This window comes from Pseudomonas sp. LBUM1659, assembly GCF_059716045.1.
This window is the reverse complement of sequence record NZ_CP166797.1, coordinates 5,588,749-5,614,128: the sequence shown is the minus strand read 5'-3', so window position 1 is coordinate 5,614,128 and position 25,380 is coordinate 5,588,749. Positions and strand designations below refer to the sequence as shown.

25 protein-coding genes and 2 pseudogenes are annotated in these 25,380 nt (G+C 58.4%); 14 read left to right on the top strand and 13 right to left on the bottom strand.

All coding sequences use genetic code 11. The features are described 5' to 3' along the window. Positions 1-35: 35 nt before the first annotated feature. On the bottom strand, positions 36-1,337 hold the full coding sequence (locus ACA048_RS25605; RefSeq protein ID WP_497626805.1) for an MFS transporter: 1,302 nt from the start codon (positions 1,335-1,337) through the stop codon (positions 36-38). Between the two features lie 390 nt (positions 1,338-1,727). On the opposite strand from ACA048_RS25605, the gene quiC reads away from it, so the two are divergent. After that, positions 1,728-3,629 (top strand): 3-dehydroshikimate dehydratase QuiC, encoded by a 1,902-nt coding sequence (quiC, locus tag ACA048_RS25600; protein ID WP_497626804.1) that lies wholly within the window; start codon positions 1,728-1,730, stop codon positions 3,627-3,629. Between the two features lie 102 nt (positions 3,630-3,731). After that, entirely contained in the window at positions 3,732-4,409 is a 678-nt protein-coding gene (locus ACA048_RS25595; RefSeq protein WP_497626803.1) for a TetR/AcrR family transcriptional regulator, read from the top strand. 36 nt (positions 4,410-4,445) lie between these two features. On the opposite strand, the gene ACA048_RS25590 is transcribed toward ACA048_RS25595, so the two are convergent. From ACA048_RS25590 to ACA048_RS25580, 3 genes are all read right to left on the bottom strand, one after another. Next, positions 4,446-5,300, bottom strand: coding sequence for a shikimate dehydrogenase (locus ACA048_RS25590; RefSeq protein WP_497626802.1), 855 nt, complete (start codon positions 5,298-5,300; stop codon positions 4,446-4,448). Then, entirely contained in the window at positions 5,297-5,746 is a 450-nt protein-coding gene (gene aroQ, locus ACA048_RS25585; RefSeq protein ID WP_497626801.1) for a type II 3-dehydroquinate dehydratase, read from the bottom strand. The genes ACA048_RS25590 and aroQ overlap by 4 nt, the downstream gene beginning before the upstream one ends. A gap of 141 nt (positions 5,747-5,887) precedes the next feature. Continuing rightward, complete coding sequence (locus ACA048_RS25580; RefSeq protein WP_497626800.1) at positions 5,888-6,799, bottom strand: LysR family transcriptional regulator; 912 nt, start codon at positions 6,797-6,799, stop codon at positions 5,888-5,890. 246 nt (positions 6,800-7,045) lie between these two features. Between ACA048_RS25580 and ACA048_RS25575 the strand changes: the two genes are divergently transcribed. Then, the gene (locus tag ACA048_RS25575; RefSeq protein WP_497626799.1) at positions 7,046-7,474 is read left to right on the top strand and encodes a DUF4160 domain-containing protein; all 429 of its coding nucleotides are present in this window, start codon (positions 7,046-7,048) and stop codon (positions 7,472-7,474) included. Then, entirely contained in the window at positions 7,471-7,917 is a 447-nt protein-coding gene (locus ACA048_RS25570) for a DUF2442 domain-containing protein (protein ID WP_497626798.1), read from the top strand. Before ACA048_RS25575 ends, ACA048_RS25570 begins: the two co-directional genes overlap by 4 nt. Positions 7,918-7,967: 50 nt before the next feature. Here the strand turns inward: ACA048_RS25570 and trmA are convergent, their stop codons facing one another. Beyond that, positions 7,968-9,047, bottom strand: a complete 1,080-nt coding sequence (gene trmA / locus ACA048_RS25565; protein WP_497626797.1) for a tRNA (uridine(54)-C5)-methyltransferase TrmA — start codon at positions 9,045-9,047, stop codon at positions 7,968-7,970. Next, positions 9,044-10,339, bottom strand: coding sequence for an NCS2 family permease (locus ACA048_RS25560; RefSeq protein ID WP_497626796.1), 1,296 nt, complete (start codon positions 10,337-10,339; stop codon positions 9,044-9,046). The genes trmA and ACA048_RS25560 overlap by 4 nt, the downstream gene beginning before the upstream one ends. Before the next feature lie 214 nt (positions 10,340-10,553). Here ACA048_RS25560 and ACA048_RS25555 point away from each other — a divergent pair, with 214 nt between their 5' ends. Both ACA048_RS25555 and ACA048_RS25550 read left to right on the top strand, forming a co-directional pair. Further along, the gene (locus ACA048_RS25555) at positions 10,554-11,009 is read left to right on the top strand and encodes a DUF4879 domain-containing protein (protein WP_497626795.1); all 456 of its coding nucleotides are present in this window, start codon (positions 10,554-10,556) and stop codon (positions 11,007-11,009) included. A 67-nt stretch (positions 11,010-11,076) separates the two neighbouring features. Continuing rightward, positions 11,077-11,628, top strand: coding sequence for a DJ-1 family glyoxalase III (locus tag ACA048_RS25550; RefSeq protein ID WP_497626794.1), 552 nt, complete (start codon positions 11,077-11,079; stop codon positions 11,626-11,628). Between the two features lie 7 nt (positions 11,629-11,635). On the opposite strand, the gene ACA048_RS25545 is transcribed toward ACA048_RS25550, so the two are convergent. The 3 genes and pseudogenes from ACA048_RS25545 to ACA048_RS25535 all read right to left on the bottom strand — a co-directional run bounded on the left by ACA048_RS25545 (position 11,636) and on the right by ACA048_RS25535 (position 13,538). Further along, entirely contained in the window at positions 11,636-11,923 is a 288-nt protein-coding gene (locus ACA048_RS25545; RefSeq protein ID WP_497626793.1) for a HigA family addiction module antitoxin, read from the bottom strand. 13 nt (positions 11,924-11,936) lie between these two features. Then, positions 11,937-12,215, bottom strand: a pseudogene (locus ACA048_RS25540) (type II toxin-antitoxin system RelE/ParE family toxin). Between the two features lie 84 nt (positions 12,216-12,299). Then, positions 12,300-13,538, bottom strand: a complete 1,239-nt coding sequence (locus ACA048_RS25535) for an MFS transporter (RefSeq protein WP_497626792.1) — start codon at positions 13,536-13,538, stop codon at positions 12,300-12,302. A 497-nt stretch (positions 13,539-14,035) separates the two neighbouring features. Here ACA048_RS25535 and ACA048_RS25530 point away from each other — a divergent pair, with 497 nt between their 5' ends. From ACA048_RS25530 to ACA048_RS25520, 3 genes are read left to right on the top strand one after another with little or no spacing between them, the layout of a single operon-like run. Then, positions 14,036-15,475, top strand: coding sequence for a cytochrome ubiquinol oxidase subunit I (locus ACA048_RS25530; protein WP_497626791.1), 1,440 nt, complete (start codon positions 14,036-14,038; stop codon positions 15,473-15,475). Positions 15,476-15,478: 3 nt separating this feature from the next. Beyond that, on the top strand, positions 15,479-16,486 hold the full coding sequence (gene cydB, locus ACA048_RS25525) for a cytochrome d ubiquinol oxidase subunit II (protein WP_497626790.1): 1,008 nt from the start codon (positions 15,479-15,481) through the stop codon (positions 16,484-16,486). Positions 16,487-16,543: 57 nt separating this feature from the next. Beyond that, a complete protein-coding gene (locus ACA048_RS25520; RefSeq protein ID WP_452629000.1) occupies positions 16,544-16,711 on the top strand; it encodes a DUF2474 domain-containing protein in 168 nt (55 codons plus the stop codon). A gap of 67 nt (positions 16,712-16,778) precedes the next feature. Here the strand turns inward: ACA048_RS25520 and ACA048_RS25515 are convergent, their stop codons facing one another. Continuing rightward, positions 16,779-17,903, bottom strand: a complete 1,125-nt coding sequence (locus ACA048_RS25515) for a methyltransferase (protein WP_497626789.1) — start codon at positions 17,901-17,903, stop codon at positions 16,779-16,781. A gap of 177 nt (positions 17,904-18,080) precedes the next feature. Continuing rightward, a complete protein-coding gene (locus ACA048_RS25510; RefSeq protein WP_497626788.1) occupies positions 18,081-18,791 on the bottom strand; it encodes an autoinducer binding domain-containing protein in 711 nt (236 codons plus the stop codon). Between the two features lie 346 nt (positions 18,792-19,137). Here ACA048_RS25510 and ACA048_RS25505 point away from each other — a divergent pair, with 346 nt between their 5' ends. Beyond that, complete coding sequence (locus ACA048_RS25505; protein ID WP_497626787.1) at positions 19,138-19,914, top strand: ferredoxin--NADP reductase; 777 nt, start codon at positions 19,138-19,140, stop codon at positions 19,912-19,914. 45 nt (positions 19,915-19,959) lie between these two features. On the opposite strand, the gene mscL is transcribed toward ACA048_RS25505, so the two are convergent. After that, entirely contained in the window at positions 19,960-20,373 is a 414-nt protein-coding gene (gene mscL, locus ACA048_RS25500; protein ID WP_497626786.1) for a large-conductance mechanosensitive channel protein MscL, read from the bottom strand. Positions 20,374-20,423: 50 nt separating this feature from the next. On the opposite strand from mscL, the gene ACA048_RS25495 reads away from it, so the two are divergent. From ACA048_RS25495 to radA, 3 genes and pseudogenes are all read left to right on the top strand, one after another. Then, the gene (locus ACA048_RS25495) at positions 20,424-20,846 is read left to right on the top strand and encodes a catalase (RefSeq protein WP_497626785.1); all 423 of its coding nucleotides are present in this window, start codon (positions 20,424-20,426) and stop codon (positions 20,844-20,846) included. Beyond that, positions 20,779-21,194 (top strand): annotated as a pseudogene (locus ACA048_RS25490) (catalase); the annotation flags it as partial. The gene ACA048_RS25495 and the pseudogene ACA048_RS25490, both read left to right, overlap by 68 nt. 89 nt (positions 21,195-21,283) lie before the next feature. Continuing rightward, positions 21,284-22,651 carry a DNA repair protein RadA gene (gene radA, locus ACA048_RS25485; RefSeq protein WP_008040321.1) on the top strand — a complete coding sequence of 456 codons (1,368 nt, stop codon included), beginning with the start codon at positions 21,284-21,286 and terminating at the stop codon, positions 22,649-22,651. Positions 22,652-22,771: 120 nt separating this feature from the next. Here the strand turns inward: radA and ACA048_RS25480 are convergent, their stop codons facing one another. Continuing rightward, positions 22,772-23,140 carry a PilZ domain-containing protein gene (locus tag ACA048_RS25480; RefSeq protein WP_497626784.1) on the bottom strand — a complete coding sequence of 123 codons (369 nt, stop codon included), beginning with the start codon at positions 23,138-23,140 and terminating at the stop codon, positions 22,772-22,774. A gap of 160 nt (positions 23,141-23,300) precedes the next feature. On the opposite strand from ACA048_RS25480, the gene ACA048_RS25475 reads away from it, so the two are divergent. Next, complete coding sequence (locus tag ACA048_RS25475; RefSeq protein ID WP_497626783.1) at positions 23,301-25,367, top strand: carbon starvation CstA family protein; 2,067 nt, start codon at positions 23,301-23,303, stop codon at positions 25,365-25,367. The last annotated feature ends 13 nt before the right edge of the window (positions 25,368-25,380 follow it).

Here is a 25,380-nt window from a genome sequence, read left to right as displayed (position 1 = left end):
CAGGCCTGGAATCAGGCCTGCCAGGGGAAGGGCAATTACTCGGTAACGGCAGGAATCTTGCGCGGTGCCATGAAGTACATCCAGGTCAGGGCGATGAAGTACATCGCCGGAATCAGGGTGAACAGCACGGTGTAGTTGTTGTTGGTGACGGTCAGAATGTGGCCGACCAACTGCGTCATGAACATCCCGCCGATGGCTGCGCACATGCCGCCAAAACCAAATACCGTACTCATCATGTGTTTAGGCGTGTAGTCCATTACCAGGCTCCAGATGTTTGCGGTCCAGGCCTGGTGCGCGCCGATGGCCAGGGAAATGGCGGCCACCGCGACCCACAGACTGCTCGAACCGGCTGCCATGATTACGCCGATGATGCAGCAGGCGAACAGAAACATGGACATCAGCCGCGCCTTGATCGGGTTGATGCCGCGACCGATCAGGAACGAAGAGAGAATCCCGCCACCGACACTGCCGAAGTCCGCCGTCAGGTAGATGATGATCAGCGGAATACCCATCTGGGTCACGTTGATCCCCAGGTTGTATTGCTGATTGAGGAACGGCGGCAGCCAGTACAGGTAGAACCAGAACACCGGCGCGGTCATCGAGTAGGCGAGGGCGAAGGCCCAGGTGCCGCGCATGCGCAGGATTGTCGAAAACGATACGTGGGCCTGTTCCGGTTCCACTTCTTTCTGGATGTAGTCCAGCTCTGATTGTTTGACGCCTGGATGATCTTCCGGGTTGAAGTACTTCAAGCCCCAGAACAGCAACCAGATACCGCCCAGCGCCGACATGCACAGGAACGCAGCCTGCCAGCCCCACACGTGGAGGATCAGCGGCAACAGCATCGGGGTGAACATCGCGCCGACGTTGGTCCCGGCATTGAAAATACCGGTCGCCACCGCACGTTCGCCAGCCGGGAACCACAGGCGCGTGGTTTTCACGCAGGCCGGGTAATTGGCGGCTTCGGTCAGACCGAGGATAAAGCGGCAGACCATGAAGCCGACTGCCGAAGTGGCCAGGCCATGAGCACCGGTGGCGATGCTCCAGAGCAGCACCGCGCAGAAGAACACACGCTTGACGCCGACCCGGTCGATCAACCGGCCTTGCAGCACGAAACCGATGGCATAGCCGACCTGGAACCAGAAGTTGATGTTGGCGTAGTCCATCGCCGTCCAGCTCATTTCCTTGGCGAGGATGGGCTGCATGACGCCGAGGGCGGCACGGTCGATGTAGTTCAGGGTCGTCGCAAAAAACACCAGCGCCAGCATGCCCCAACGGGTTTTGCCGACCGCCATGGCACCGCGGATCTTGTCGCCGATACCGCCGATGGCAGGAGTCATGGAGGAGCGCTCCACGGGAGAACTTTGAGAAGGAGTCATGTAGTCCACCGATTGTTTTTATGTGGTGTTCTGGGTCTTTGGTAACCGAACCTGATGGTTTATGACCGGGCTCAATGTGGAGTTGATGTTGCGCAGTGGACAAAAAATCGTCAATTCGCCAAAGGCCATTGTGTTCGATAATCGCACGCAAAACTAACCGGATAGTACACTTTGAATTGCTGTGCGGGATTGCTCAGCCAATAATTCACTTCAAGAAAAACGCAGTCCTGTAGGAGCACGGCTTGCCGGCGATGGCAGCCGCGAGATCGCCATCGCCGGCAAGCCGTACTCCTACATAAAGCAAGCGTGCAGCGCCCCAACAAGACTGTCTCCACCACCGGGAGTCGAAATATGCAGCGTTCCATTGCCACCGTGTCCTTGAGCGGTACCCTGCCGGAAAAACTCGAAGCCATTGCCGCCGCCGGTTTTGACGGGGTGGAGATTTTCGAGAACGACCTTCTCTACTACGACGGCAGCCCGCGGGAAATTAAACAGATGTGCGCCGATCTCGGGATCGCGATCACGCTGTTTCAACCGTTCCGCGACTTCGAAGGGTGCCGCCGTGACCGACTGCCGCGCAATCTGGAACGGGCCGAGCGCAAGTTCGACTTGATGCAGGAACTGGGCACCGACCTGGTGTTGGTGTGCAGCAACGCGTCCGCCGATTCCGTCGGCGATGAGCAAATCCTCGTCGACGACTTGCGCCTGCTGGCCGAACGCGCTGGTGCGCGAGGCCTGCGAATCGGTTACGAAGCGCTGGCCTGGGGCCGGCATGTGAACACTTATCAACAGGTGTGGAACATCGTCCGCCAGGCTGATCACCCGAGCCTTGGCGTGTTGCTGGATAGCTTTCACACGCTGTCGCTCAAGGGCGACCCGAGCGCCATCGCCGAGATTCCAGGCGACAAGATTTTCTTTGTGCAAATGGCCGACGCACCGATCCTGGCGATGGACGTGCTGGAGTGGAGCCGACATTTCCGCTGCTTCCCCGGCCAGGGCGAATTCGATTTGCCGGGTTTCCTCGCGCCGATCATCAAGAGTGGTTACACCGGGCCGCTGTCGCTGGAAATCTTCAATGACGGTTTCCGCGCCGCGCCCCCTCGGGCCAATGCCGCTGACGGTTTGCGTTCGTTGCTGTACCTCGAAGAGAAAACCCGCCAGCGCCTGGCGCAGAAAGCCCAACCGGCGACTAACCTCGACATCCTGTTCGAGACCCCGACGGCCAGCGTGTACAACGGCATCGAGTTTCTCGAGTTTGCGGTGGACGAAAGCCTCGGCGCCAAGCTTTCCCATTGGCTGGAGCGGCTGGGTTTCGTCAAGGCCGGGCAGCATCGCTCCAAGAGCGTGAGCCTGTTGCGTCAGGGCGATATCAATCTGATCCTCAACTCCGAGCCTTACTCGTTCGCCCACAGCTTTTTCGAAGCGCACGGTCCATCGCTGTGTGCCACTGCTGTGCGGATCAAAGACAGCGCGAGCGCGCTGGCCCGGGCCGTGGCTTACAAAGGCCAGCCGTATCGCGGACTGGTCGGCCCCAATGAATTGGAACTGGCCGCGGTACGCGCACCGGATGGCAGCCTGATTTATCTGGTGGACCAGGAAGCCGACGTCTACGGCACCGACTTCAATCTGCTTCCAGCGGCCGTGGCCAGCGGCGGCCTCAAGCGCATCGACCACATGGCCATGGCGTTGCCAGCCGACAGCCTCGACAGTTGGGTGCTGTTCTACAAAAGCTTGCTGGATTTCGAGGCCGATGACGAAGTGGTGTTGCCCGACCCGTATGGTCTGGTAAAAAGCCGCGCGCTACGCAGCCGCGACAGTTCGATTCGCTTGCCGTTGAACATTTCCGAGAACCGTAACACCGCGATCTCACACGCGCTGTCGAGTTATCGCGGCTCCGGTGTGCATCACATCGCGTTCGATTGCGATGACATCTTTGCGCAAGTCAGCCGCGCGAAAGAGGCGGGCGTGCCGTTGCTGGACATCCCGCTCAATTACTACGATGACCTCGCCGCGCGGTTCGACTTCGATGACGAGTTCCTCAGCGAACTGGCGTACTTCAACGTGCTGTACGACCGCGATGCCCAGGGCGGCGAACTGTTTCATGTGTACACCGAGCCGTTCGAAGGGCGATTCTTCTTTGAAATCATTCAGCGCAAGAACGGCTATGCCGGCTACGGCGCGGCCAACGTCGCGGTGCGACTGGCGGCGATGGCCAAATCCCGCAGCGGTGCCATTCGTCAGGCCAAGTTGTAGGAAAATCGTAAACGCCGGGACAAACCGCTGCCGCGCGGCTTCCTTCACTGTGCGGCGCGGCCCATAATCGCCAGCCTGTGCAGTGATGGCCGTGAGCCCGCAATGACAATGACTTCAGAACGCTCCGCAGTGCCCGCCGAACCGATCGTCGAGCCTCGCAAAAGCCGCAAAAACAACCCGGAAAAGACCCGCGAGAACATCCTTCAAGAGGCGATTGTCGAGTTCGTCCAACAGGGGCTTTCCGGTGCTCGCGTCGATGCAATCGCCGAGCGTATCCACACCTCCAAACGCATGATCTATTACTACTTCGGCAGTAAAGAGCAGCTCTACGTTGAAGTGCTGGAAAAGCTCTACGGGGACATTCGCAGCACTGAAAACCGTTTGCTCCTGACCGAGCTGGAACCGGTCGAGGCAATTCGGCGCCTGGTGGAATTCACCTTCGACCACCATGATCACAATGTCGATTTCGTGCGCATCGTCAGCATCGAGAACATTCACAACGCTGAATACGTGAAGCGCTCCGATGCGATCAAGGCGATGAACAATACGATCCTCGATTCACTGGGCGAGATTTTGCGTCGCGGTGCCGAGGAGGGTCTGTTCCGCGCAGGGCTTGTGCCGCTGGATGTGCATCTGTTGATCAGTTCGTTCTGCTTCTATCGCGTATCGAACCGTCATACCTTCGGTGAGATTTTTCAGATCGACTTGCCGGACGAAGCCATCAAACAGCGCCATCGGGCGATGATTTGCGAGTCGGTTTTGCGTTACTTGCAGGCCTGACAGGAGGTGAGGGGGCTATCCCCTCACTGCATCCCCTCAGTCGTTCATGCTCTGAAAGTGTGCCAGCATTCGCTGCGCATCCGGCACTACGCCGCTGAACAATTCAAACGCCTTCACCGCCTGAAACACCGCCATGGTGCCGCCATCCAGCGTGCGGCAACCGAGCACGCGGGCGTTGCGCAGCAGTTCGGTTTCCAGCGGGAAGTAAACGATCTCCGCCACCCACAATTCTGTGCGAAGCAACTCGACCGGCACCGGCGTGCCCGGCAGCTTTTTCATGCCCATGGGCGTAGTGTTCACCAAGCCATCAGCCAGGCCCAAAGTGCTCGGCAAATCGTGCCCGGCCACCGCACGGCCAGCCCCGAAGTGTTGATTGAGATTGTCCGCCAGTGCCTGCGCGCGGCCTGGCTCCACGTCAAAAATACTCAGCAGTTGTACGCCTTCGCTCAACAGCGCGTGGGCCACTGCCGCACCTGCACCTCCGGCACCCATTTGTACGACGCGCTCACGGGCAGCGTCCTTCAAGCCACGGCGAAAACCTTCGGCAAAACCCAGGCAGTCGGTGTTATGGCCGATGCGCTTACCGTCCTTCAACACCACCGTGTTCACCGCGCCGATGCCGCGCGCTTCCGGCGACAGTTCGTCGAGCAGCGGGATGATCGCCTGCTTGCACGGGAAGGTGATGTTCAGGCCGGTGAAATTCATCTGCTCGGCCGCCATCAGCAAGTCGGGCAGGGCGCTGCTGTCGAGCTTCAACTGATCCAGGTCGATCAAGCGATAGAGGTAGCGCATGCCCTGCGCTTCGCCTTCATGTTCATGCAGCGCCGGTGTCCGGGAGGCTTGAATTCCGGCGCCGATCAGCCCGGCCAATACGCTGTTGTGCTGAGTCATTGCGTTAACCCCTTCAACTGCAGACTGAAATGTTCCAGGGCCAGGCGATAGCCATGGCTGCCGAAACCGGCCATCACGGCGGTGGCGATGGCCGAGACGAACGAGTGATGCCGGAAAGGCTCGCGGGCGTGGACGTTCGACAGGTGGACTTCGATCACGGGCAGTTCGCTGGCGACAAGGGCATCGCGGATCGCAACCGAGGTGTGGGTCCACGCGGCGGGGTTGATCACAATCCCGGCGCAACGACCGCGAGCGGCGTGAATCCAGTCGAGCAATTCACCTTCGTGGTTGGTCTGGCGAAATTCCACGATCAAGCCGAATTCTTCAGCGGCACGTCCGCACAGCGCCGAGATGTCTGCCAGGGTTTCGTGGCCATAAGTCGCCGGTTCACGGGTGCCGAGCAGGTTCAGGTTCGGGCCGTTGAGCACCAGAACGATAGGGGGCATCGAGGGTCTCTCCACTTATTATTTTTGGAATAGGCTGTAGGTTTCAGCCTGTGGAGATAAATTGTACTAGCTGGTTAATTTGGTCAATTGAAGAGACGTCGCGAAGGGGATTTGTGGGCGGTGATCGGACGGTTTCGCTGTTTATCGCGGCAGATGCTCAACCAGAAAATCGATAAAAGCGCGCAATCTCAGGGGCACATGGCGGCTTTGCGGATACAGCAACGTGAACGGTCGCGAGCGTCCGCAGTAAGGCTTCAATACTTCCACCAGCGAGCCATCGGCCAGTTCGTTTTCGACGATAAACCGGTACGTCTGAAACAGTCCCGCGCCGTGTTTTGCCAGGGTCACGCCACCCAGCACATCGTCAGAGCAACTGAGGCTGCCCTCGGCGAGAATCTCCCGTGGCGCATCGTTGTCGTTGAACAACCAGGCAATCCGCCGACCGCTGCTGGGCAATTCGTACTGAATGCATTCGTGCTGCGCCAGGTCGTCCAAGCTTTGTGGGACGCCCGCGCGTTTGAGGTATTCGGGGCTGGCAATCATCACCAGCGCGGCGTCCTCCAGATGTCGGGCAATCAAGCCGGAATCCGGAATCGCCCGTACGCGGATGGCCATGTCATAACCTTCGCCAACGAAATCGATGTTGCGATTGCTGATGTGCGACTCGACCTTTACATCGGGAAAGCGCGCCCGAAACGTCGGCAGCAACGGCAAAATCCGGTGGTGTGCATAAGTCGTGGGAATGCTGATCCGCAACGTGCCGGACGGTTGCTGCTGCTGGCCCATGACCTCGCGTTGGGCTTCGATCAGTTGCGCCAGCGCCTGGCGGCATTCTTCGTAATACCGGCTACCACTGTCGGTCAACTTCACGCTACGGGTCGTGCGCGCGAACAGCCGCACGCCCAGGCGTTCTTCCATGCGCGATACCGAACGGCTGACGGCGGCCGGCGTTACGCCCGCCACCAGCGCGGCGGCAGTAAAGCTCCCGGCCTCAGCCGCCAGGCAAAACAGTTCGATGCTGCCCAGCTGAAGATCATCGAAGACTCGCTGCATGATTGATTACACCGGGGATCAAATGAGGGACGCAATGGCGTCACTGTAGATGAAATAGCCGTGGCAGTGCTTATCTGGAGCGGCGGCTTTTTGCAGGCATGGTGAAAGGATTGCTTACTATTTTGATGCAGTAGACGGCGAGTCAAAAAACGCTGAAGCGCTAGTCTGAAATCGAATCTCACCCATTATCGGGTTCTTCAAGGAATGGAGAATCTTTGCACTCTATAACCTAACGGATGGGTTAGCATGAACGTTTGTCGCTACAAGGGCTATTCATTGGTCGTCATGCTGCGCGATGAACATTGTCCGCCTCATGTCCACGTCGATGCTCGAACGTGGAGCGCACGCTTCAAATTCTGTTTCTGGCACAACGGCGTGGAGCTCTGGGATGTCGTACCTCATTCGCAACGACCCCCTGCAGCGGTGCTGGAGGGATTGCGTCAGGCGTTGCGGCAACCGGCGCATTTACGGCGAGCACGCGGCTTCTGGTGGAGCAAATTGCGTACGGCCTGCCTCGATAATCAGTTGTGGGATTGGGAGGGCAATGAAGTGGTCGTGATGAAACGAATCGCCTGCACGACCTACCTGATTGGCTCGGCCTGTTACGAGCCCGAAACGAACAAGACGTTGTTGTCCCTGATGGGGGCTGCCGAGGGAGTGGAAATCGAATTATGAAAACGATACAGGCGAACATTCAGGCGGATCGCCCCGTTACCGAAGAAACACTGGATCAGGCCATTCAGCGAGGCGAGTTGAGTCGTCGTAGCGGTTTGAATGCGACAGCAGTGACCTGCACAGGGCATTGCCTGGTCATCGGCTTTGAAGACGGCAGTGGCGTGCTGCTACCGGCGAAGAACTACCCGGAGTTTGATGGCTTTGACGATGGGGACTTCGCCGACTTGAAGGTTGGCTTTTCGGGAACCGCGCTCTGTCATGAAGGCAGGGATTTACAGGTGTCCATCGCTGGACTGATTTCAGCGAGCAAGCCACTGATGGACATGGCGTCTTCAGTCATCGCCTCGCGCAATGGTCGTCAGAGCAGTGTTGCCAAGGCCGAGGCTGCGCGGGCCAATGGCAAAAAGGGCGGTCGCCCGCGCAAGGTGGATTCGGTTCTTTGATCGCCCACAAAGCCGTCGTCATGACGGCTGATTTGTACCGGCAACTGCTATCAACGACGGGTCAACAACACCCCGGATTCCATGTGATGCGTCCATGGGAACTGGTCAAACATCGCGCACTGAGTGATGCGATGCGTGTCGTGCAACTGGGCGATGTTCGCCGCCAGCGTTTCCGGATTGCAGGAGATGTAGAGGATGTTGTCGAAGCGTCGGGTCAACTCGCAGGTGTCCGGGTCCATGCCGGCACGGGGCGGGTCGACGAACACGCTACCGAACTCGTAGCTCTTGAGGTCGATGCCGTGCAGGCGACGGAACGGGCGGACTTCGTTCAGCGCTTCGGTCAGCTCTTCAGCGGACAGGCGCACCAACGTAACGTCATCCACCGCGTTTTCGCTGAGGTTGCTCAAGGCTGCGTTGACTGATGTCTTGCTGATTTCCGTGGCCAGCACTTTGCGTACGCGGGTGGCGAGCGGCAGGGTGAAGTTGCCGTTGCCGCAGTACAACTCCAGCAAATCGTCGGTGCGATCACCGAGAGCATCGTAAGCCCAGTTGAGCATCTTCTGGTTGACGGTGCCGTTGGGCTGGGTGAACGCGCCTTCCGGCTGGCGATAGCTGAAGGTGCGGCCGCCGACGTCGAGCTTCTCCACCACATAATCGTGGCCGATCACTTCGCGTTTGCCCTTGGAGCGACCGATGATGCTGACGTTCAGGTCGGCGGCCAGTTTCGTGGCTGCTGCATGCCAATGCTCGTCCAGCGGGCGGTGATAGCACAGGGTGATCATCGCATCGCCAGCCAGGGTGGTCAGGAACTCCACCTGAAACAGCTTGTGGCTCAGGGCCGCACTGGCTTTCCATGCCGCTTTGAGCTGCGGCATCAACTGATTGATGCGCAAGCTGGCGATTGGAAACTCTTCGATCAGGATCGGCGTACGTTTGTCTTCCTGGGAAAACATCGCGTAGTGCCGCTCGCCGGCTTCACGCCACAGGCGGAACTCGGCGCGCAGGCGGAAGTTTTGCAGCGGCGAGTCGAAGACGGCCGGTTCAGGTGCATCGAACGGGGCCAGCAGGTCACGCAGGCGCGTGACCTTTTCTTCGAGCTGAACGGCGTAGGCCTGGGAATCAAAAGTCATGCGTTGAACCAACCCAACTTGATCACGAACAGAATCGACAGAATCACCAGCGCCGGGTTCAGCTCACGGCCGCGACCTGACATCAGCTTGATTGCGGTCCAGGAAATGAAACCGAAGGCGATGCCATTGGCGATTGAATAAGTGAACGGCATGGCCAGAGCGGTGATCACGACCGGTGCGGCGACGGTAATGTCGTCCCAGTCTATTTCGGCCAGGCCGGAGGTCATCAGTACGGCGACGAACAGCAGTGCCGGTGCCGTGGCAAACGCCGGAACGCTGGCGGCCAGTGGCGAGAAGAACAATGCCAGCAGGAACAGAATCGCAACCACAACGGCGGTCAGGCCGGTGCGGCCACCGGCACTCACGCCAGCTGCGGATTCGATGTAGCTGGTGGTGGTCGAGGTGCCCAACAGCGAGCCGGCCATGGCGGCGGTGCTATCGGCGATCAGGGCACGGCCCATTTTCGGCATGTGGCCGTCCTTGCCCATCAGGCCGGCGCGTTTGGCGACGCCGATCAGGGTGCCGGAGTTGTCGAACAGGTCGACAAACAGGAAGGCGAAAATCACGCTGACCAGACCGATGTCCAGTGCGCCTTTGATGTCCAGTTGCAGGAAGGTCGGGGCCAGCGACGGAGGCATCGACATCACGCCGCCGAACGGGGTGAAGCCCATCACGATCGAAACGGTGGTTACCACCAGAATGCCGATCAGCACTGCGCCGCGTACGGCCAGGGCTTCGAGAGCAACGATCAGGGCAAAACCCAAGGTCGCGAGGATCGGGGCCGGTTGTTTCAGGTCACCGAGGCCGACCATGGTCGCCGGGTTGCTGACCACGATACCCGCGTTATGCAGGGCTATCAGCGCCAGGAACAGACCGATACCAGCGGCAATCGCCGAGCGCAGCGGCAGCGGGATGCTGTTGATGATCCATTCACGGATGCGGAAGATCGACAGCAGGAAGAAGCACACCGCCGAGATGAACACCGCCCCCAGCGCCACTTGCCAGGTGTGGCCCATGTGCAGAACCACGGTGTAGGTAAAGAAGGCGTTCAGTCCCATGCCCGGTGCGAGTGCGATCGGGTAGTTGGCGATCAGGCCCATCACTGTCGAGCCGAAGGCGGCTGCCAGGCAGGTGGCGACGAACACGGCGCCCTTGTCCATGCCGGTCTCGCCGAGAATGCTCGGGTTGACGAATAGGATGTAGGCCATGGCCAAAAAGGTCGTGACGCCCGCCAGAATCTCGGTGCGTACGTTGGTGTTGTGTGCCTTGAGTTGAAACAGCCTTTCCAGCATGTCTGCTCCCCGTGGCGCGCCCGGCGCCGTGAATGTATCGACCTCAACAGCAAAGCACAGACCGCTGAACGCGCCTGGGAAATTACTGTGGGCCGGAAAAAGCCGCGCATCATACCAGCCGCGTGGGGTTATGGCTGCTTATGGCTGCGATCGTCGTCGATGTTTTGCCGTCAAGTGAAGTGAGCCATACTGCGCGCTGGTTTTGGGGGTATCTATGTATTGCGTGAAAAAGCCCGTGAACGCCGGGATTGGCGTCGTGTTTGCCTTGTTGCTGGGGGCGCAAAACGCTTCGGCCGCAATGGCTCCGCCGTTGAGTCAGTTGAAAGTGCTCAAAGTCGAATCGCCAGGTTGTGGTTTTGAAGACATTGCCGCAGGGCAGGAACAGACGCGCTGCGACCACAGCGGCCCGAGTATCAAGGTCTATGTGTTGGAAGTCGGCTACGGACGTGAGGCGTTTGTCGCGCTGGACGGGTTTGAACTGAACGGTACCCGCACGCCGGTCTGTGCTTTTGATACCGGCAACCTGACCGAGTGCACCGTCGGGAGAAAAACCGTCGGCTATCTGTATGTCCTGGACCTGGCCGGCAAGCAGAACGGCGTCTTCACCTTCAGCGATACCTCGATCAACGCGCCGGGCAACACGATGTCGACGCAGCTTTACATCAAGTAACGGCTGCACTCAAACAAGCGTCAGGAAAGCTGACTACGCTTTAAAGATCTTCCTGTGGACTGCACCCATGACCTTTAGAGCTTTGATTACCCTCGCCGAGGGCATCGATGACCTGCAAACAGTGACCCTGGTCGATGTTCTGCGCCGTGCCAACGTTGAAGTGGTGGTGGCCAGCATCGAGGGGCGGCGCATGCTCACCTGCGCCCGTGGCACCCGGCTGACGGCCGATGCCATGCTGGTGGATCTGCTGGCCCAGCCGTTCGACCTTATTGCCTTGCCCGGCGGCGCCGTTGGTGCGCAGCATCTGGCGGCCCATCAACCCCTGCAACAACTGATCAAGGATCAGGCCGCCGCCGGACGCTTGTTCGCCGGCATCGCCGAAGCCCCGGCGGTCGCGCTGCAACAGTTCGGTGTGTTGCGTCAGCGGCGCATGACGTGCCTGCCCTCGGCCAGTCATCAGCTGTTGGGCTGCAACTTTGTCGACCAACCGGTGGTGGTTGACGGCAACTGCGTGACCGCCCAGGGTTCAGGGGCCGCCTTGGCATTTGCCCTGACGCTGGTGGAACAGCTCTGCGGCAAAACCACACGCATGGTGGTGGCGGGGGAGTTGTTGGCTTGAGGGGACGTCAGGCGTGAATGGCAATGGGCTTGATCGCCGGTTGCTCACGCTGTTCCGCTTGCCAGAGATCAAAATCGGTCTGAACCCCGAGCCACATGCGAGCCTTGCCAATCCCCGCCCGCTCCAGGCGCACGGCCAGGTCTGGACTGATCGGCGCATGTCCATGCAGAACCCGAGAAAGATGCGGTCGTGCAAAACCCAGATGGCGGGCCAGTTCAGTGACGCTGATGCCGAGTTCGGGCAAGACATCCATCAATAGCGTTTCGCCAGGGTGTGGCGGGTTGTGCATGGGCATTTCCTGCCTCCTGTCAGTGGTAGTCCAGATAGTCGACCAGTTCGATGTCTGAACCGATAAACCGAAAAACAACTCGCCAGTTCCCTGAAACACTCAGTGACCAGAATTCGGTCAACGCTCCCCTGAGTGGATGCAGTCGCCATCCCGCAATATCGAGGTCGCCGGGTAGCGCTGCACGGTCCATAAACTGAAGTATCCGAGACAGACGCTTCGCATGGTCTGCGCGAATCCCGCGAGTCGAACCTGTTTCCTAGAGGCCACGAAGGCCCTTGTGCTGAAAGGATTTGATCATGGGCGAAGTGTAAGGCGATACATTACACCGCAAGCGGTATCTATGTATTGCACCTGGCCGGTCAATTTATGCCAGCAACCTGCTTCAGACCTTCACTTCCTCCACCGGCACATGCATGCGGTCGCGGTTGGCCAGGCTCGGGAACAGTTTCACCCAGACCCCGGTCACCACCAGGGTGCCGATCCCACCCATGACCACCGCCGGCACGGTGCCGAACCAGTGGGCGGTCAGCCCGGATTCGAATTCGCCCAACTGGTTCGATGCCCCGATGAACAGGCCGTTTACGGCGCTGACCCGGCCACGCATTTCGTCCGGGGTTTCCAGTTGCACGAACGAGGCGCGGATCACCATGCTGATCATGTCTGCTGCGCCCAGCACAACCAACACCGCAAGAGAGAACCAGAACGAGGTCGAGAGGCCGAAGGCGATGGTGGCCACGCCGAACACACCGACTGCCGTGAACATCACCCGTCCGACGTTGCGTTCAACGGCGTATCGCGCCAGGAACAACGACATCAATAACGCTCCGACTGCCGGCGCGGAACGCAGCAGGCCCAGACCCCACGGGCCGGTGAGCAGGATGTCCTTGGCAAACACCGGCAGCAGCGCCGTCGCACCACCGAGCAAGACCGCAAACAAGTCCAGAGAGATCGCCCCGAGAATGTCCGGGCGACTGCGAATGAAGCGAATGCCCGCCAGCAGCGAATCCAGCGTCGCCTTGCCCTTGTTCAGCGGCGTTTGCCGGGCTGGCAGGTTGAGCATCAACACGCAGGCAATGATGTAGATAATCACCGTCGGGCCATACACCCAGACGCTGCCGAAGGCGTAGAGCAAACCGCCGAGTGCCGGGGCGACGATGGTGGCTGATTGCTGCGCAGATTGTGCGGCGGCCACCGCACGGGGAAACAGCGCACTGGGCACGATGCTCGGCAACAGGGCTTGAGTGGTGGGCATTTCGAAGGAGCGCGCGGCACCGAGCAGGAACGCGAGGATGAAGATCATTTCCCGGGTGACCTGATCGGTTGCACTGCCGATGGCCAGCGACAGGGCGATCAGCGCTTGCAGGGACTGGCAAATCGCCGCGACTTTGCGCCGGTCATAGCGGTCCGCAACGTGCCCGGTGTGCAGCATGAACAGCACGCGTGGCGCAAATTCCACCAACCCGATCAGACCCAGATCGAGCACGTTGCCGGTCAACTGATACAGGTTCCAGCCAATGGCCACCGTGAGCATCTGGAAACCACTGGCGGTAAACACCCGGGCCAGCCAAAACGCGATGAAAGGACGGTGATGACGTAACAGCAAGGGCTCTTGGCTGGGCATCTGCGGGGAAATCTGGGAGAGGGGAAGGGCGAGGTTATCACCAACCTGTAACCAGAAGTTGCAGTCGCCGCAAATTTAGTTAGCTAGACACCGATCTTAATAGCGCCACAAATCCTTGTAGGAGCGGGCTTGCCCGCGAAGAGGCTGGCACGTCCAGCATTGATGTCGATCGACACTCCGCCTTCGTCGGAACGCCGCCCGGAGCAAGCTCGCTCCCACAGGGGGAATGTATCCGCCTGTAACGGTAGCCATGAGGCAACTTGTCACGCGGCAAAAGACCACGCGGTTCATGGCCAGAAATGCGACTACTCTTTCAACGTTGATTGATCCAGATCAAAACCCCAAAAGGAATTGATCCGACGGCCATCCGGCCAGACTCCCTGCGTTGAGATGCTATTAAAAAAGAACGAATTTGAATTCGCCGCACTCCATACCCGTGGGGGCCGTTGGGTGCAGGCTTCCAGCCCGCAGCCGTATTACCTGACAGAGGAAGACTTATGTTCGGTTTAGAGGCACTTGATCTCGCCCGAATTCAGTTCGCGTTTACTATTTCGTTTCACATTCTGTTCCCGGCCATCACCATTGGCTTGGCGAGTTACCTGGCGGTGCTCGAAGGCTTGTGGCTGAAAACCCATAACGACACTTACCGCGACCTGTATCACTTTTGGTCGAAGATCTTTGCCGTCAACTTCGGCATGGGCGTGGTCTCCGGGTTGGTGATGGCTTATCAGTTCGGCACCAACTGGAGCCGTTTCTCGGACTTCGCCGGTTCGGTAACCGGGCCATTGCTGACGTACGAGGTGCTGACCGCCTTCTTCCTCGAAGCCGGCTTCCTGGGCGTCATGCTGTTTGGCTGGAACAAGGTCGGGCGCAATTTGCACTTCTTCGCCACGGTCATGGTGGCCATCGGCACACTGATCTCGACCTTCTGGATTCTGGCCTCCAACAGCTGGATGCAAACACCGCAGGGTTTCGAAATCGTTAATGGCCAGGTGATTCCCACCGACTGGCTGGCGGTGATCTTCAACCCTTCGTTCCCCTACCGCCTTCTGCACATGGCAACGGCGGCGTTCCTGGCCACCGCGTTCTTCGTCGGGTCCTCAGCCGCCTGGCACTTGCTGCGCGGCAAGGACAACCCGGCCATCCGCAAGATGCTGTCGATGGCCATGTGGATGGCCTTGATCGTGGCGCCGATTCAAGCCGTCATCGGTGACTCCCATGGCCTCAATACCCTCAAGTATCAGCCGGCGAAAATTGCTGCGATTGAAGGGCACTGGGAAAACATCGGGGATGAACCGACCCCTCTGATCCTGTTCGGCTGGCCGGACATGAAAGAAGAGAGAACCAAATTCGCCGTCGAGATTCCGTACCTCGGCAGCCTGATTCTCACTCACTCGCTGGACAAACAGGTGCCAGCGCTCAAGGAGTTCCCGCCTGAAGACCGGCCAAATTCGACCATTGTGTTCTGGTCGTTCCGAATCATGGTCGGCCTGGGCATGCTGATGATCTTCACCGGTTTGTGCAGCCTGTGGCTGCGCAAACGCGACAAGCTCTACACGTCGCGGCCGTTCCTTTACCTGGCGTTGTGGATGGGGCCTTCTGGCTTGATCGCGATCCTCGCGGGTTGGTTTACCACCGAAATCGGTCGTCAGCCGTGGGTAGTCTACGGTCTGATGCGCACGGCGGACGCGTCCTCCAACCATAGTTTCATGCAGATGAGCATCACGCTGATTCTGTTCGTTGTGGTGTATTTCGCGCTGTTCGGTGCCGGTCTGGGCTACATGATGCGCCTGGTGCGCAAAGGACCGAAAATCGACGAAGGCAAGGAAACCAACGACGGTGGTCCAGGCAAAAAACGTACGCCGGCCCGTCCGCTCTCTGCGGCTGACGATGATGGCGCCAGTGACCACAGCCCCAGCCTGACCAAGGAGATTTGAGTCATGGGTATTGATCTTCCGCTGATCTGGGCCGTGATCATCATCTTCGGCATCATGATGTACGTGGTCATGGACGGTTTCGACCTGGGGATCGGGATTCTCTTCCCGTTCATCCCCGGCAAGACCGACCGTGACGTGATGATGAACACCGTCGCACCGGTGTGGGACGGTAACGAAACCTGGCTGGTACTGGGCGGCGCTGCGTTATTCGGTGCCTTTCCGCTGGCCTATTCGGTGGTGCTCTCGGCGCTGTACCTGCCGCTGATTCTGATGCTGATCGGGCTGATCTTCCGGGGCGTGGCGTTCGAGTTTCGCTTCAAGGCCAGGGACGACAAACGTCACCTTTGGGACAAGGCCTTTATCGGTGGCTCCGTCACCGCAACCTTCTTCCAGGGCGTGGCATTGGGGGCCTTCATTGATGGGTTGCCGGTGGTTAATCGCCAGTTTGCCGGTGGTTCACTGGACTGGCTGACACCGTTCACCCTGTTTTGCGGTTTGGCGCTGGTGGTGGCTTATGCGTTGCTCGGTTGCACGTGGCTGATCATGAAGACCGAAGGCAAGCTGCAAGAGCAAATGCACGATCTGGCCCGGCCGCTGGCCTTCGTGGTGTTGGCGGTGATCGGCATCGTCAGCATCTGGACGCCATTGGCCCACGCCGAAATCGCCGATCGCTGGTTCACGCTGCCCAATCTGTTCTGGTTCATGCCCGTGCCGATTCTGGTGCTGGTGACCATGTACGGTTTGATCCGCGCCGTCGCCCGCAATGCGCACTACACGCCGTTCCTGCTGACGCTTGTGCTGATCTTCCTCGGCTACAGCGGTTTGGGCATCAGCCTGTGGCCAAACATCGTGCCACCGTCCATCTCGATCTGGGACGCTGCCGCACCGCCGCAAAGCCAGGGTTTCATGCTGGTGGGCACGTTGTTCATCATCCCGTTTATCCTGGGTTACACCTTCTGGAGCTACTACGTGTTTCGCGGCAAGGTGACCCACGAAGACGGTTATCACTAGGGCACACGATGACGGCGCAGCGCTAAGGCCTGCGCCGCTTCAGAGGAGATCACGATGATGACGGGCAAACATTCCTTGCAGGACATCGAAGCCGCCGAGAAGAAGCCGCTGTGGCAACGGCTTGGATGGCTGGCCTTGATTTGGGTCGGTAGCGTCGGCGCCCTGTTTATCGTGGCCAGCCTGATGCGCATGTTCATGAATGCTGCAGGTCTGACCACGCACTAAAGATCCCATCCCGTTGCCTTGGGGCACGGATTTACAACCCTCCTGCGCGGAGGGTTTTTTTCAGTGCTTATTTGCGGGCTTTGAGAATCACGAATTTTGGCGTGGCGGCCACTTGCTCTACACCACGGAACAGTCGGGCAAGCTTGCTGTGGTAACCCAAGTGACGGTTGCCGACGATATACAGCGCACCGCCCACCACCAGCGCCTCTCGGGCTTGCTGGAACATGCGCCAGGCGAGGAAGTCGCCAACGACTTGTTGCTGATGGAACGGCGGATTGCACAACACCACGTCCAGGGATTGAGATTCCTGCCCCGCGAGGCCATCGCCGGCCCTTACAATGACTTCTCTGTCACCGAGTGCCGCGCGCCAGTTTTCGGCGGCCGATTGCACGGCCATGTACGACTCGTCCACCAGCGTGTACTGCGCCTCCGGGTTTTGCAGCGCACTGGCGATGGCCAGCACGCCATTACCGCAACCGAGGTCCGCGACTCGCGCCGTGCCGAGGTTCTTTGGCAGGTGTGGCAGAAAGGCCCGGGTGCCGATATCCAGTCCTTCGCGGCAAAACACATTGGCGTGGTTCAGCAGTTCAATGGCCGGTTCATCGAGTTGATAGCGCGAAGGGTAGGGGGACACGACTGGGGCTTTTGCTTCAGGTGTGGCGATCAATAGCCGGGCCTTTTTCACCGCCAGGGAGGCTTGCACCGGGCCGATGTAGCGTTCAAGCAGATCACCGGCAGCACGTGGCAGATGCTTGATCATCGCCGCAGCAATCACTTGCGCGCCCGGCGCCAACTGGCCTTGCAGGCGAATAAGCTGTTCTTCCAGCAACGCCAGGGTTTTCGGCACCCGGATCAATACCCGGTCAAACGGGCCGCTGAGTGCTTCGCTGGCGGGCACGCTCGGCACGGCGTCAAACGCCTGGTTGTTACGGATCAGGTTTTTCTCCAGCCCCTGAAACGCCAGAAACGAGTCGCCACTGCTGATCACCCGCACCTTGCCTGCGAGGCTGGCGGCCAACGCGCCAAAACTGTCATTCAGCACCAGTACCCGAGTCTCGGCCGACGGGGGTTGTTCGGCTAGATGGTTGAGCAGGTATTCGTCGGCCGCATCGAAAGCTTGCAGCGGTTCGTTCTGCTGTTCTGGCTGACGGATCAGATCGAGTTGGGCGAAGGGCGTTTCGAGCAGGGGCATGAGGCGAGGCTCTGGGTAGTCAACGAGTGTGGTGTCCCGCTGCCGGAGGCGTTGTAGCGGGCGGGGCCGTCCAAGTGCACTGCGTCGTGAGGTTATAGACGACATCACTCAGGGGACCGCAAATGGTACGTTTTTTTCTGTTGGATTACTCGCAGGTTTTCCTGGCGTGGCGTGGATTCAGATGGCCCCCGTCCTCACAGCCTTTATCACCGCTGCAATCTTGTTGTTCACGCCAAATTTCTGGATTGCACTGTGCACGTGGAAATGGATGGTGCGTTCACTGATGCTGAGGATTCTGGAGCATTCATAAGCCGTCTTGCCGTCGGCTGACAATCTCAAAATTTCGATTTCACGTCTCGACAACAGAGGTGCGCATGCATTCGGCAGGCGATGACGCAGTTTTTGAGCCACGTGCCTATGCAACTGGTGGTTGATGAAAATGGCGTAGCCCAGATTTTCATAAAATTCAAAGGCAGTGATCGGGTTGTTGCTTCTAGCCAGGCTAAACATGCTGCGAAGACCGCTGCAGTCATGAAACGATTGTGACCATCCATATTGCAAGCCTAGTTTTTTTTGCGCCTGCCTCAACTGAGATGCCTTTGAGAAGACCTCATCCTCCCAAAGAATCGGCAGATCTGATTGATTGCAATGAGCCAGTACTGGATCTATGTCACCGAAATGGTCGTGTTCATATTTCGTATTCCATTCGAGCGGGTAGTTGTTAAAACACATATTTTCGCGATGATGCGCTTCGATGGGGGATGTAATTGAAAAAGCACAGAAAGTGAAGCCGAGACTCTGAATGAGATCGAGTGAAATTTCATACGCAGATTTAATTTCCTTGGCGTCGGATATCTGTCTTAAATGTGATTCCTTCCACATTTCCATTGCAGTAGCTCCATGAGGATATCTTGGGGTGCATATTGGATCCGGGATCCAGCACGTGCCGAGTGTAGGAGTAATCCTTGACACATGCTGCAATTATTTTGCTCTTGATAGTTTTCTAAAGTGTATGTTTGGTTCTTATAAATCAATAGCCCAGTAAAACTCAGTCACATGGCGCACATCATTTTATTTGTCTTTTTTTTGTACGAGAATTGGTGCGTGTCGTTAGCAATATAGAGTCAGCCATATAACTAACAGTGGATCTCATTTCCAAAGACACTACAAATCACCGGTGTTTACATCGCCTGCTTTGCGCGACACTGGCAGGGTCAGTTCAATGGAGCAGCCCATGACCGCCAGTGCCGATAAATTCACTCGCCAAACCTTGCTCGATGTCCAGCCGTTGACCCCGAACCTGTTTACCCTGCGGGCCACCAGGGATCCGGGATTTCGTTTCAGGGCAGGGCAGTTCGCCCGATTAGGCGTTACCAAGGCCGATGGCAGTACGGTCTGGCGTGCTTATTCCATGGTTTCTGCACCCCATGACGAATTTCTCGAGTTCTTCTCCATTGTCGTGCCAGGTGGGGAGTTCACCAGTGAGCTGAGTCGCCTGGAGGTCGGCGATACGTTGCTGGTCGACCGCCAGGCCTTTGGTTATTTGACCCCTGATCGTTTTGTCGATGGGCGTGATCTTTGGTTGTTATCCACAGGTACCGGCATTGCCCCTTTTCTGTCCATCCTGCAAGACTTTGAGGTCTGGGAGGCATTCGACCGCATTATCCTCGTCTATAGCGTGCGCGAAGCTCGGGAGCTGGCGTACCAAGCGTTGATCGCCGGGCTGGAGCAGCGTGACTATCTGGCTGAAAACGCCCACAAATTGCAATTCATCTCCACCGTCACTCGCGAACAACACCCCGGCGCCTTGAGCGGGCGGATCACTACGCTGATCGAAAATGGCGAGCTGGAGCGGGCTGCAGGCGTGGCTCTGACACCTGAACACTCGCGGGTCATGCTTTGCGGTAACCCGCAGATGATCGATGACACGCGCAAGCTGCTCAAGCAGCGCGACATGCACCTGAGCCTCAGCCGACGTCCGGGCCAAGTGGCTGTGGAAAACTTCTGGTAAAAAAAACGGCGCCTCACGGGCGCCGTTTCTAGTTGTAACCAGCGTTCAGAGCCGACTGTTCTGGGTCTTGAGCAAATCACGGATCTCGCTCAACAACTCTTCTTCCTTGCTCGGAACCGGCGGCAGCGTTGGAGCAGCGGCCTCTTCGCGCTTCAGTTGGTTGATCGCTTTGATCCCCATGAAAATCGCGAAAGCGACAATGATAAAGTCAATCATGCTCTGGATGAATTTGCCGTAGGCCAGCACCACTGCCGGGGCATTGCCTTCGGCAGCCTTGAGCGTAATGGCCAGATCACTGAAGTCCACCCCGCCGATCAGCAAGCCAATGGGCGGCATGACCACGTCACCGACAAACGACGTAACGATCTTGCCGAAGGCCGCGCCGATGATGATACCGACCGCCATGTCGATCACATTACCTTTGACCGCGAAGGCCTTGAACTCACTTATCACGCCCATAGGTTATTTCCTTGTTACAGATGAGGTTGGTGAGCGCAGTGTAATTCAGCATGACAACTCTTGCTCGAAACACCTCGTTACAGTGCTCGAGGTTATCGACCTGTCTGTCGGCAATTAATTTGAAATTGCCCACAATCGCGCGTGGAATACGCGGCACCGACGCCCATGGCACCTTCACCGTGACCAAGCACCTCGGCGACCTGACCAAGGTGGAAGTGTTCTCTGACTGCCATAGCACCCCCGAATTCGTGCGTTGCTGCACCGTTGTCCATGACAACTATTCACCGCAAGGCCCGCGCGATCCTCGCGGTGTCGACACCCGGTTTTTCACCGCCGACGGCAACAGGCCTCTGCTGGGTAATAACTCCCGGCCTACTTCATTCGCATGGGGTGATAGTTCGAGCCGAATCAGTTACAAAAGTGCAACGTCAAGACTTCTGTCAAATGATCAATGGCGTGTTTGCATGTATTGAAAAAATCGATATTCAAAGTTGAACTTGTACGATCAGCTTTTGAAAGCGCAAGACTTGTATAGGTTTGATATCGATCCATTGGGGGCAACGAAGATCTCATCCGGAGTTCCTGAACGAAAAGTTGGACAAATGGTTTTGAATCGTAATCTTTCGGATGTTTTCAGCAAACAAATCAAGTTGCCGTGGCACCTGCCAATCTTGTTTACGGTATAGATCCTTTGGCAGATCGCTTATTTCAAGGCCGAGGGTTTTTTTATGCCGATACCCAACTCTTTCAACGGACACACCCATGCACTTCAGTTGCCGATCAACGCTCCAAAAGTTGCGGTGAGCAACGGTAATCAGGATGCGCGATGAATATCGCTGAAATCCTCACCGCAGCGTCGCGCTGATCGGCGTCAGCTGAGCTATCATCGCGGTTTTTGCCGGGAGTTCAGATGGCCAAGGCCAAACGCATGTACGGCTGCACCGAGTGTGGCTCAACCTTCCCCAAGTGGGCCGGCCAGTGCGGCGAGTGCGGGGCCTGGAACACGCTGACCGAAACCATGGTGGAAAGTGGTGGCGCCGCCGCCCCGAGCGGTCGCACCGGGTGGACCGGCCAACAGGCCCAGATCAAGACTCTGGCCGAAGTCAGCGTCGAAGAAATCCCGCGCTTTTCCACGGCCTCCAGCGAACTCGATCGGGTGCTGGGCGGTGGCTTGGTCGACGGTTCGGTAGTTCTGATCGGCGGTGACCCGGGTATCGGTAAGTCGACCATCCTGTTGCAAACCTTGTGCAACCTCGCCAAGAGCATGCCGGCGCTGTACGTCACCGGCGAAGAATCGCAGCAGCAAGTGGCCATGCGTGCCCGCCGGTTGGGTTTGCCTCAGGATCAACTGCGGGTGATGACCGAAACCTGCATCGAAACCATCATCGCCACGGCCCGGGTGGAAAAGCCCAAAGTCATGGTGATCGACTCGATCCAGACGATCTTCACCGAACAACTGCAATCGGCGCCGGGCGGCGTCTCCCAGGTTCGCGAGAGTGCGGCCTTGCTGGTGCGTTATGCCAAGCAGAGCGGCACCGCGATTTTCCTGGTGGGCCACGTGACTAAAGAAGGCGCACTGGCCGGTCCTCGCGTGCTGGAGCACATGGTCGACACCGTTCTGTATTTCGAAGGCGAATCCGATGGCCGTTTGCGTTTGCTGCGTGCGGTAAAAAACCGTTTCGGCGCGGTCAACGAATTGGGTGTGTTCGGCATGACGGACAAGGGCCTGAAAGAAGTCTCTAACCCTTCGGCGATTTTTCTCACCCGCGCTCAGGAAGAAGTCCCGGGCAGTGTGGTCATGGCGACGTGGGAAGGGACACGGCCAATGCTGGTGGAAGTCCAGGCGTTGGTGGACGACAGTCATTTGGCCAACCCGCGCCGGGTCACGCTGGGGCTGGATCAGAATCGTCTGGCGATGTTGTTGGCGGTCTTGCACCGTCACGGCGGCATTCCGACCCACGATCAGGACGTGTTCCTCAACGTGGTCGGGGGTGTGAAGGTCCTGGAAACCGCTTCTGACCTGGCGCTGATGGCGGCTGTGATGTCCAGTTTGCGCAACCGTCCGCTGCCGCATGATCTGTTGGTGTTTGGCGAAGTCGGTCTGTCCGGCGAAGTGCGCCCGGTGCCAAGCGGTCAGGAGCGCCTGAAAGAAGCCGCCAAGCACGGCTTCAAGCGCGCCATCGTGCCAAAGGGCAATGCGCCGAAAGAGGCGCCGCCGGGGTTGCAGATTATTGCCGTGACGCGTCTGGAACAGGCACTCGACGCGTTATTCGAGTAGTCCGCAACCCCTGTAGGAGCCGGGCTTGCCCGCGATAGCGATCTGTCATTCACCGATGATGATGAATGTGAAGCCGTCATCGCGGGCAAGCCCGGCTCCCACAGTGGATAGGTAGTGAGTTCAGATTTCGATCAGTGCCCCGAGTTCACGTTCCAGCTCTTGCGGGTCGCCCAGGTTGAGTTCGATCAACCGCCGCAGGCGCTCGATGGACTCCAGGCTGATGTGTTTGCAGACGAAGCCGAGTTGGCCATGATCATCGTGGGTCAGTAGCACATCCATCTTGATGGCAACGTCATCGGTGAGATGAATATCGACGAGGAAATGCCACTCTCGATTACCCAGCCACGGCTCGGGCTTCTCGATCAAAAGCCCCTTGAGCGACAGGTCGATCAACTTCACCGGCCAGATGTATTCCCCCTGACTCAGCTCGGTCCTGGCATCGAACGCGATACGTTTGAAGCGGCGGCGGTTGGCTGTGTGTTCGCTCATGGCGCAATCCTCGAAAAGGTACGCTGACTATAGACCCGCATTCTCAAGGCCTGCCAGCGCAGACAGGCGTCCAGACCAATGTCAGGGTATGGCCTTTGCCGTCAGGAGAGCTAAACTCGGGGTGGCTGTCTTTCTTGTCCACTCTGGCTGGAATCATAAAATGAAAAATAATAATAGCCCGCTACGCCACTTACCTTGGCTTCTGCTGGCAATCGTCGGTGCGTGCGCCCTGGGTGTAGTGGCATTGCGCCGAGGTGAGGCGATCAACGCCTTGTGGATTGTCGTTGCTGCGGTGGCCATTTATCTGGTTGCGTATCGCTACTACAGTCTGTTCATCGCTAACAATGTGATGCAACTCGACCCGCGACGGGCCACCCCCGCCGTACTCAATAATGACGGTCTGGACTACGTTCCGACCAACAAACACATTCTTTTCGGTCACCACTTCGCGGCCATCGCTGGCGCTGGTCCTCTGGTCGGTCCGGTATTGGCGGCGCAGATGGGCTACTTGCCAGGTACGCTGTGGCTGATCGCGGGCGTGGTGCTGGCCGGTTCCGTTCAGGACTTCATGGTGTTGTTCATGTCGACCCGCCGTAATGGCCGGTCTCTGGGTGACATGGTCCGTGAAGAAATGGGCCGCATTCCCGGTACCATCGCGCTGTTTGGCTGCTTCCTGATCATGATCATCATCCTCGCGGTGCTGGCGCTGATCGTGGTCAAGGCCCTGGCCGAGAGCCCGTGGGGCATTTTCACGGTGATGGCGACCATCCCGATTGCGATGTTCATGGGTATCTACATGCGCTACATCCGCCCGGGCCGCATTGGTGAAATCTCCGTGGTCGGCGTGCTGTTGCTGCTGGGTTCGATCTGGCTCGGTGGGCAGATTGCTGCTGACCCGGTCTGGTCCAAGGCGTTCAGCTTCACCGGGATTGAGATTACCTGGATGTTGATTGGCTACGGTTTTGTTGCGGCAGTGTTGCCGGTGTGGCTGATTCTGGCCCCGCGCGACTACCTGTCGACCTTCCTGAAAATCGGCACCATCGTCGCTTTGGCGATCGGTATTCTGGTAACCATGCCCGAGCTGAAAATGCCGGCGCTGACCCAGTTCATCGACGGCACGGGGCCGGTGTGGAAGGGCGGTCTGTTCCCGTTCCTGTTCATCACCATCGCTTGTGGTGCGGTCTCGGGTTTCCACGCACTGATCTCCTCCGGCACCACGCCGAAGCTGCTGGATAACGAAACCAACGCCCGTTACATCGGTTACGGCGGCATGCTGATGGAGTCGTTCGTGGCCATCATGGCCATCGTTGCCGCTTCGGTGATCGAGCCGGGCGTGTACTTCGCGATGAACAGCCCGGCAGCCGTGGTCGGCGGTGATGTGGTGGCGGTGGCGCAAGCGGTCAGCAACTGGGGCTTTGCAATAACCCCGGAAGCCCTGCAAGCGGTGGCCCATGACATCGGCGAAACCACCATCCTGGCCCGTGCCGGTGGTGCGCCGACCTTGGCGGTGGGTATCGCGCAGATCCTGCACAGTGTCCTGCCGGGTGAAAACACCATGGCATTCTGGTACCACTTCGCGATCCTGTTCGAAGCACTGTTCATCCTGACCGCTGTCGACGCTGGCACCCGTGCCGGTCGTTTCATGCTCCAGGATTTGCTCGGCTCCTTCGTGCCGGCGCTCAAACGTACCGAATCCTGGACCGCCAACCTGATCGCCACCGCCGGTTGTGTAGCGATGTGGGGTTGGTTGCTCTACCAGGGCGTGATCGACCCATTGGGCGGCATCAACACCTTGTGGCCGCTGTTCGGCATCTCCAACCAGATGCTCGCCGGTATCGCGCTGATGCTCGGCACCGTTGTGCTGATCAAAATGAAACGCCAACGCTACATCTGGGTGACGTTGGTGCCCGCGACCTGGCTGCTGATCTGCACCACCACCGCAGGCTTCATCAAGCTGTTCGACGCCAACCCGGCGATCGGCTTCCTGTCTTTGGCCAAGAAATACAGCGATGCGCTGGCCAATGGTCAGATCCTCGCCCCGGCCAAGGACATCACGCAGATGCAGCATGTGATCTTCAATGCCTACACCAACGCAACGCTGACGGCGCTGTTCTTGTTCGTGGTGTTCAGTATCCTGTTCTACGCACTCAAGGTCGGCATTGCCTCCTGGGGTAAAAAAGAGCGTACGGATAAAGAATCTCCATTCCAGGCCTTGCCGGACGCGTAATCGAGGATTGCAA

What these genes read in the sequence shown, in the direction of transcription:
- ACA048_RS25605 (WP_497626805.1), bottom strand. Translation starts at nt 1,337, where the DNA reads ATGACTCCTGCCATCGGCGGTATCGGCGACAAGATCCGCGGTGCCATG.
- quiC (WP_497626804.1), top strand. Translation starts at nt 1,728, where the DNA reads ATGCAGCGTTCCATTGCCACCGTGTCCTTGAGCGGTACCCTGCCGGAA.
- ACA048_RS25595 (WP_497626803.1), top strand. Translation starts at nt 3,732, where the DNA reads ATGACAATGACTTCAGAACGCTCCGCAGTGCCCGCCGAACCGATCGTC.
- ACA048_RS25590 (WP_497626802.1), bottom strand. Translation starts at nt 5,300, where the DNA reads ATGACTCAGCACAACAGCGTATTGGCCGGGCTGATCGGCGCCGGAATT.
- aroQ (WP_497626801.1), bottom strand. Translation starts at nt 5,746, where the DNA reads ATGCCCCCTATCGTTCTGGTGCTCAACGGCCCGAACCTGAACCTGCTC.
- ACA048_RS25580 (WP_497626800.1), bottom strand. Translation starts at nt 6,799, where the DNA reads ATGCAGCGAGTCTTCGATGATCTTCAGCTGGGCAGCATCGAACTGTTT.
- ACA048_RS25575 (WP_497626799.1), top strand. Translation starts at nt 7,046, where the DNA reads ATGAACGTTTGTCGCTACAAGGGCTATTCATTGGTCGTCATGCTGCGC.
- ACA048_RS25570 (WP_497626798.1), top strand. Translation starts at nt 7,471, where the DNA reads ATGAAAACGATACAGGCGAACATTCAGGCGGATCGCCCCGTTACCGAA.
- trmA (WP_497626797.1), bottom strand. Translation starts at nt 9,047, where the DNA reads ATGACTTTTGATTCCCAGGCCTACGCCGTTCAGCTCGAAGAAAAGGTC.
- ACA048_RS25560 (WP_497626796.1), bottom strand. Translation starts at nt 10,339, where the DNA reads ATGCTGGAAAGGCTGTTTCAACTCAAGGCACACAACACCAACGTACGC.
- ACA048_RS25555 (WP_497626795.1), top strand. Translation starts at nt 10,554, where the DNA reads ATGTATTGCGTGAAAAAGCCCGTGAACGCCGGGATTGGCGTCGTGTTT.
- ACA048_RS25550 (WP_497626794.1), top strand. Translation starts at nt 11,077, where the DNA reads ATGACCTTTAGAGCTTTGATTACCCTCGCCGAGGGCATCGATGACCTG.
- ACA048_RS25545 (WP_497626793.1), bottom strand. Translation starts at nt 11,923, where the DNA reads ATGCCCATGCACAACCCGCCACACCCTGGCGAAACGCTATTGATGGAT.
- ACA048_RS25535 (WP_497626792.1), bottom strand. Translation starts at nt 13,538, where the DNA reads ATGCCCAGCCAAGAGCCCTTGCTGTTACGTCATCACCGTCCTTTCATC.
- ACA048_RS25530 (WP_497626791.1), top strand. Translation starts at nt 14,036, where the DNA reads ATGTTCGGTTTAGAGGCACTTGATCTCGCCCGAATTCAGTTCGCGTTT.
- cydB (WP_497626790.1), top strand. Translation starts at nt 15,479, where the DNA reads ATGGGTATTGATCTTCCGCTGATCTGGGCCGTGATCATCATCTTCGGC.
- ACA048_RS25520 (WP_452629000.1), top strand. Translation starts at nt 16,544, where the DNA reads ATGACGGGCAAACATTCCTTGCAGGACATCGAAGCCGCCGAGAAGAAG.
- ACA048_RS25515 (WP_497626789.1), bottom strand. Translation starts at nt 17,903, where the DNA reads ATGCCCCTGCTCGAAACGCCCTTCGCCCAACTCGATCTGATCCGTCAG.
- ACA048_RS25510 (WP_497626788.1), bottom strand. Translation starts at nt 18,791, where the DNA reads ATGGAAATGTGGAAGGAATCACATTTAAGACAGATATCCGACGCCAAG.
- ACA048_RS25505 (WP_497626787.1), top strand. Translation starts at nt 19,138, where the DNA reads ATGACCGCCAGTGCCGATAAATTCACTCGCCAAACCTTGCTCGATGTC.
- mscL (WP_497626786.1), bottom strand. Translation starts at nt 20,373, where the DNA reads ATGGGCGTGATAAGTGAGTTCAAGGCCTTCGCGGTCAAAGGTAATGTG.
- ACA048_RS25495 (WP_497626785.1), top strand. Translation starts at nt 20,424, where the DNA reads ATGACAACTCTTGCTCGAAACACCTCGTTACAGTGCTCGAGGTTATCG.
- radA (WP_008040321.1), top strand. Translation starts at nt 21,284, where the DNA reads ATGGCCAAGGCCAAACGCATGTACGGCTGCACCGAGTGTGGCTCAACC.
- ACA048_RS25480 (WP_497626784.1), bottom strand. Translation starts at nt 23,140, where the DNA reads ATGAGCGAACACACAGCCAACCGCCGCCGCTTCAAACGTATCGCGTTC.
- ACA048_RS25475 (WP_497626783.1), top strand. Translation starts at nt 23,301, where the DNA reads ATGAAAAATAATAATAGCCCGCTACGCCACTTACCTTGGCTTCTGCTG.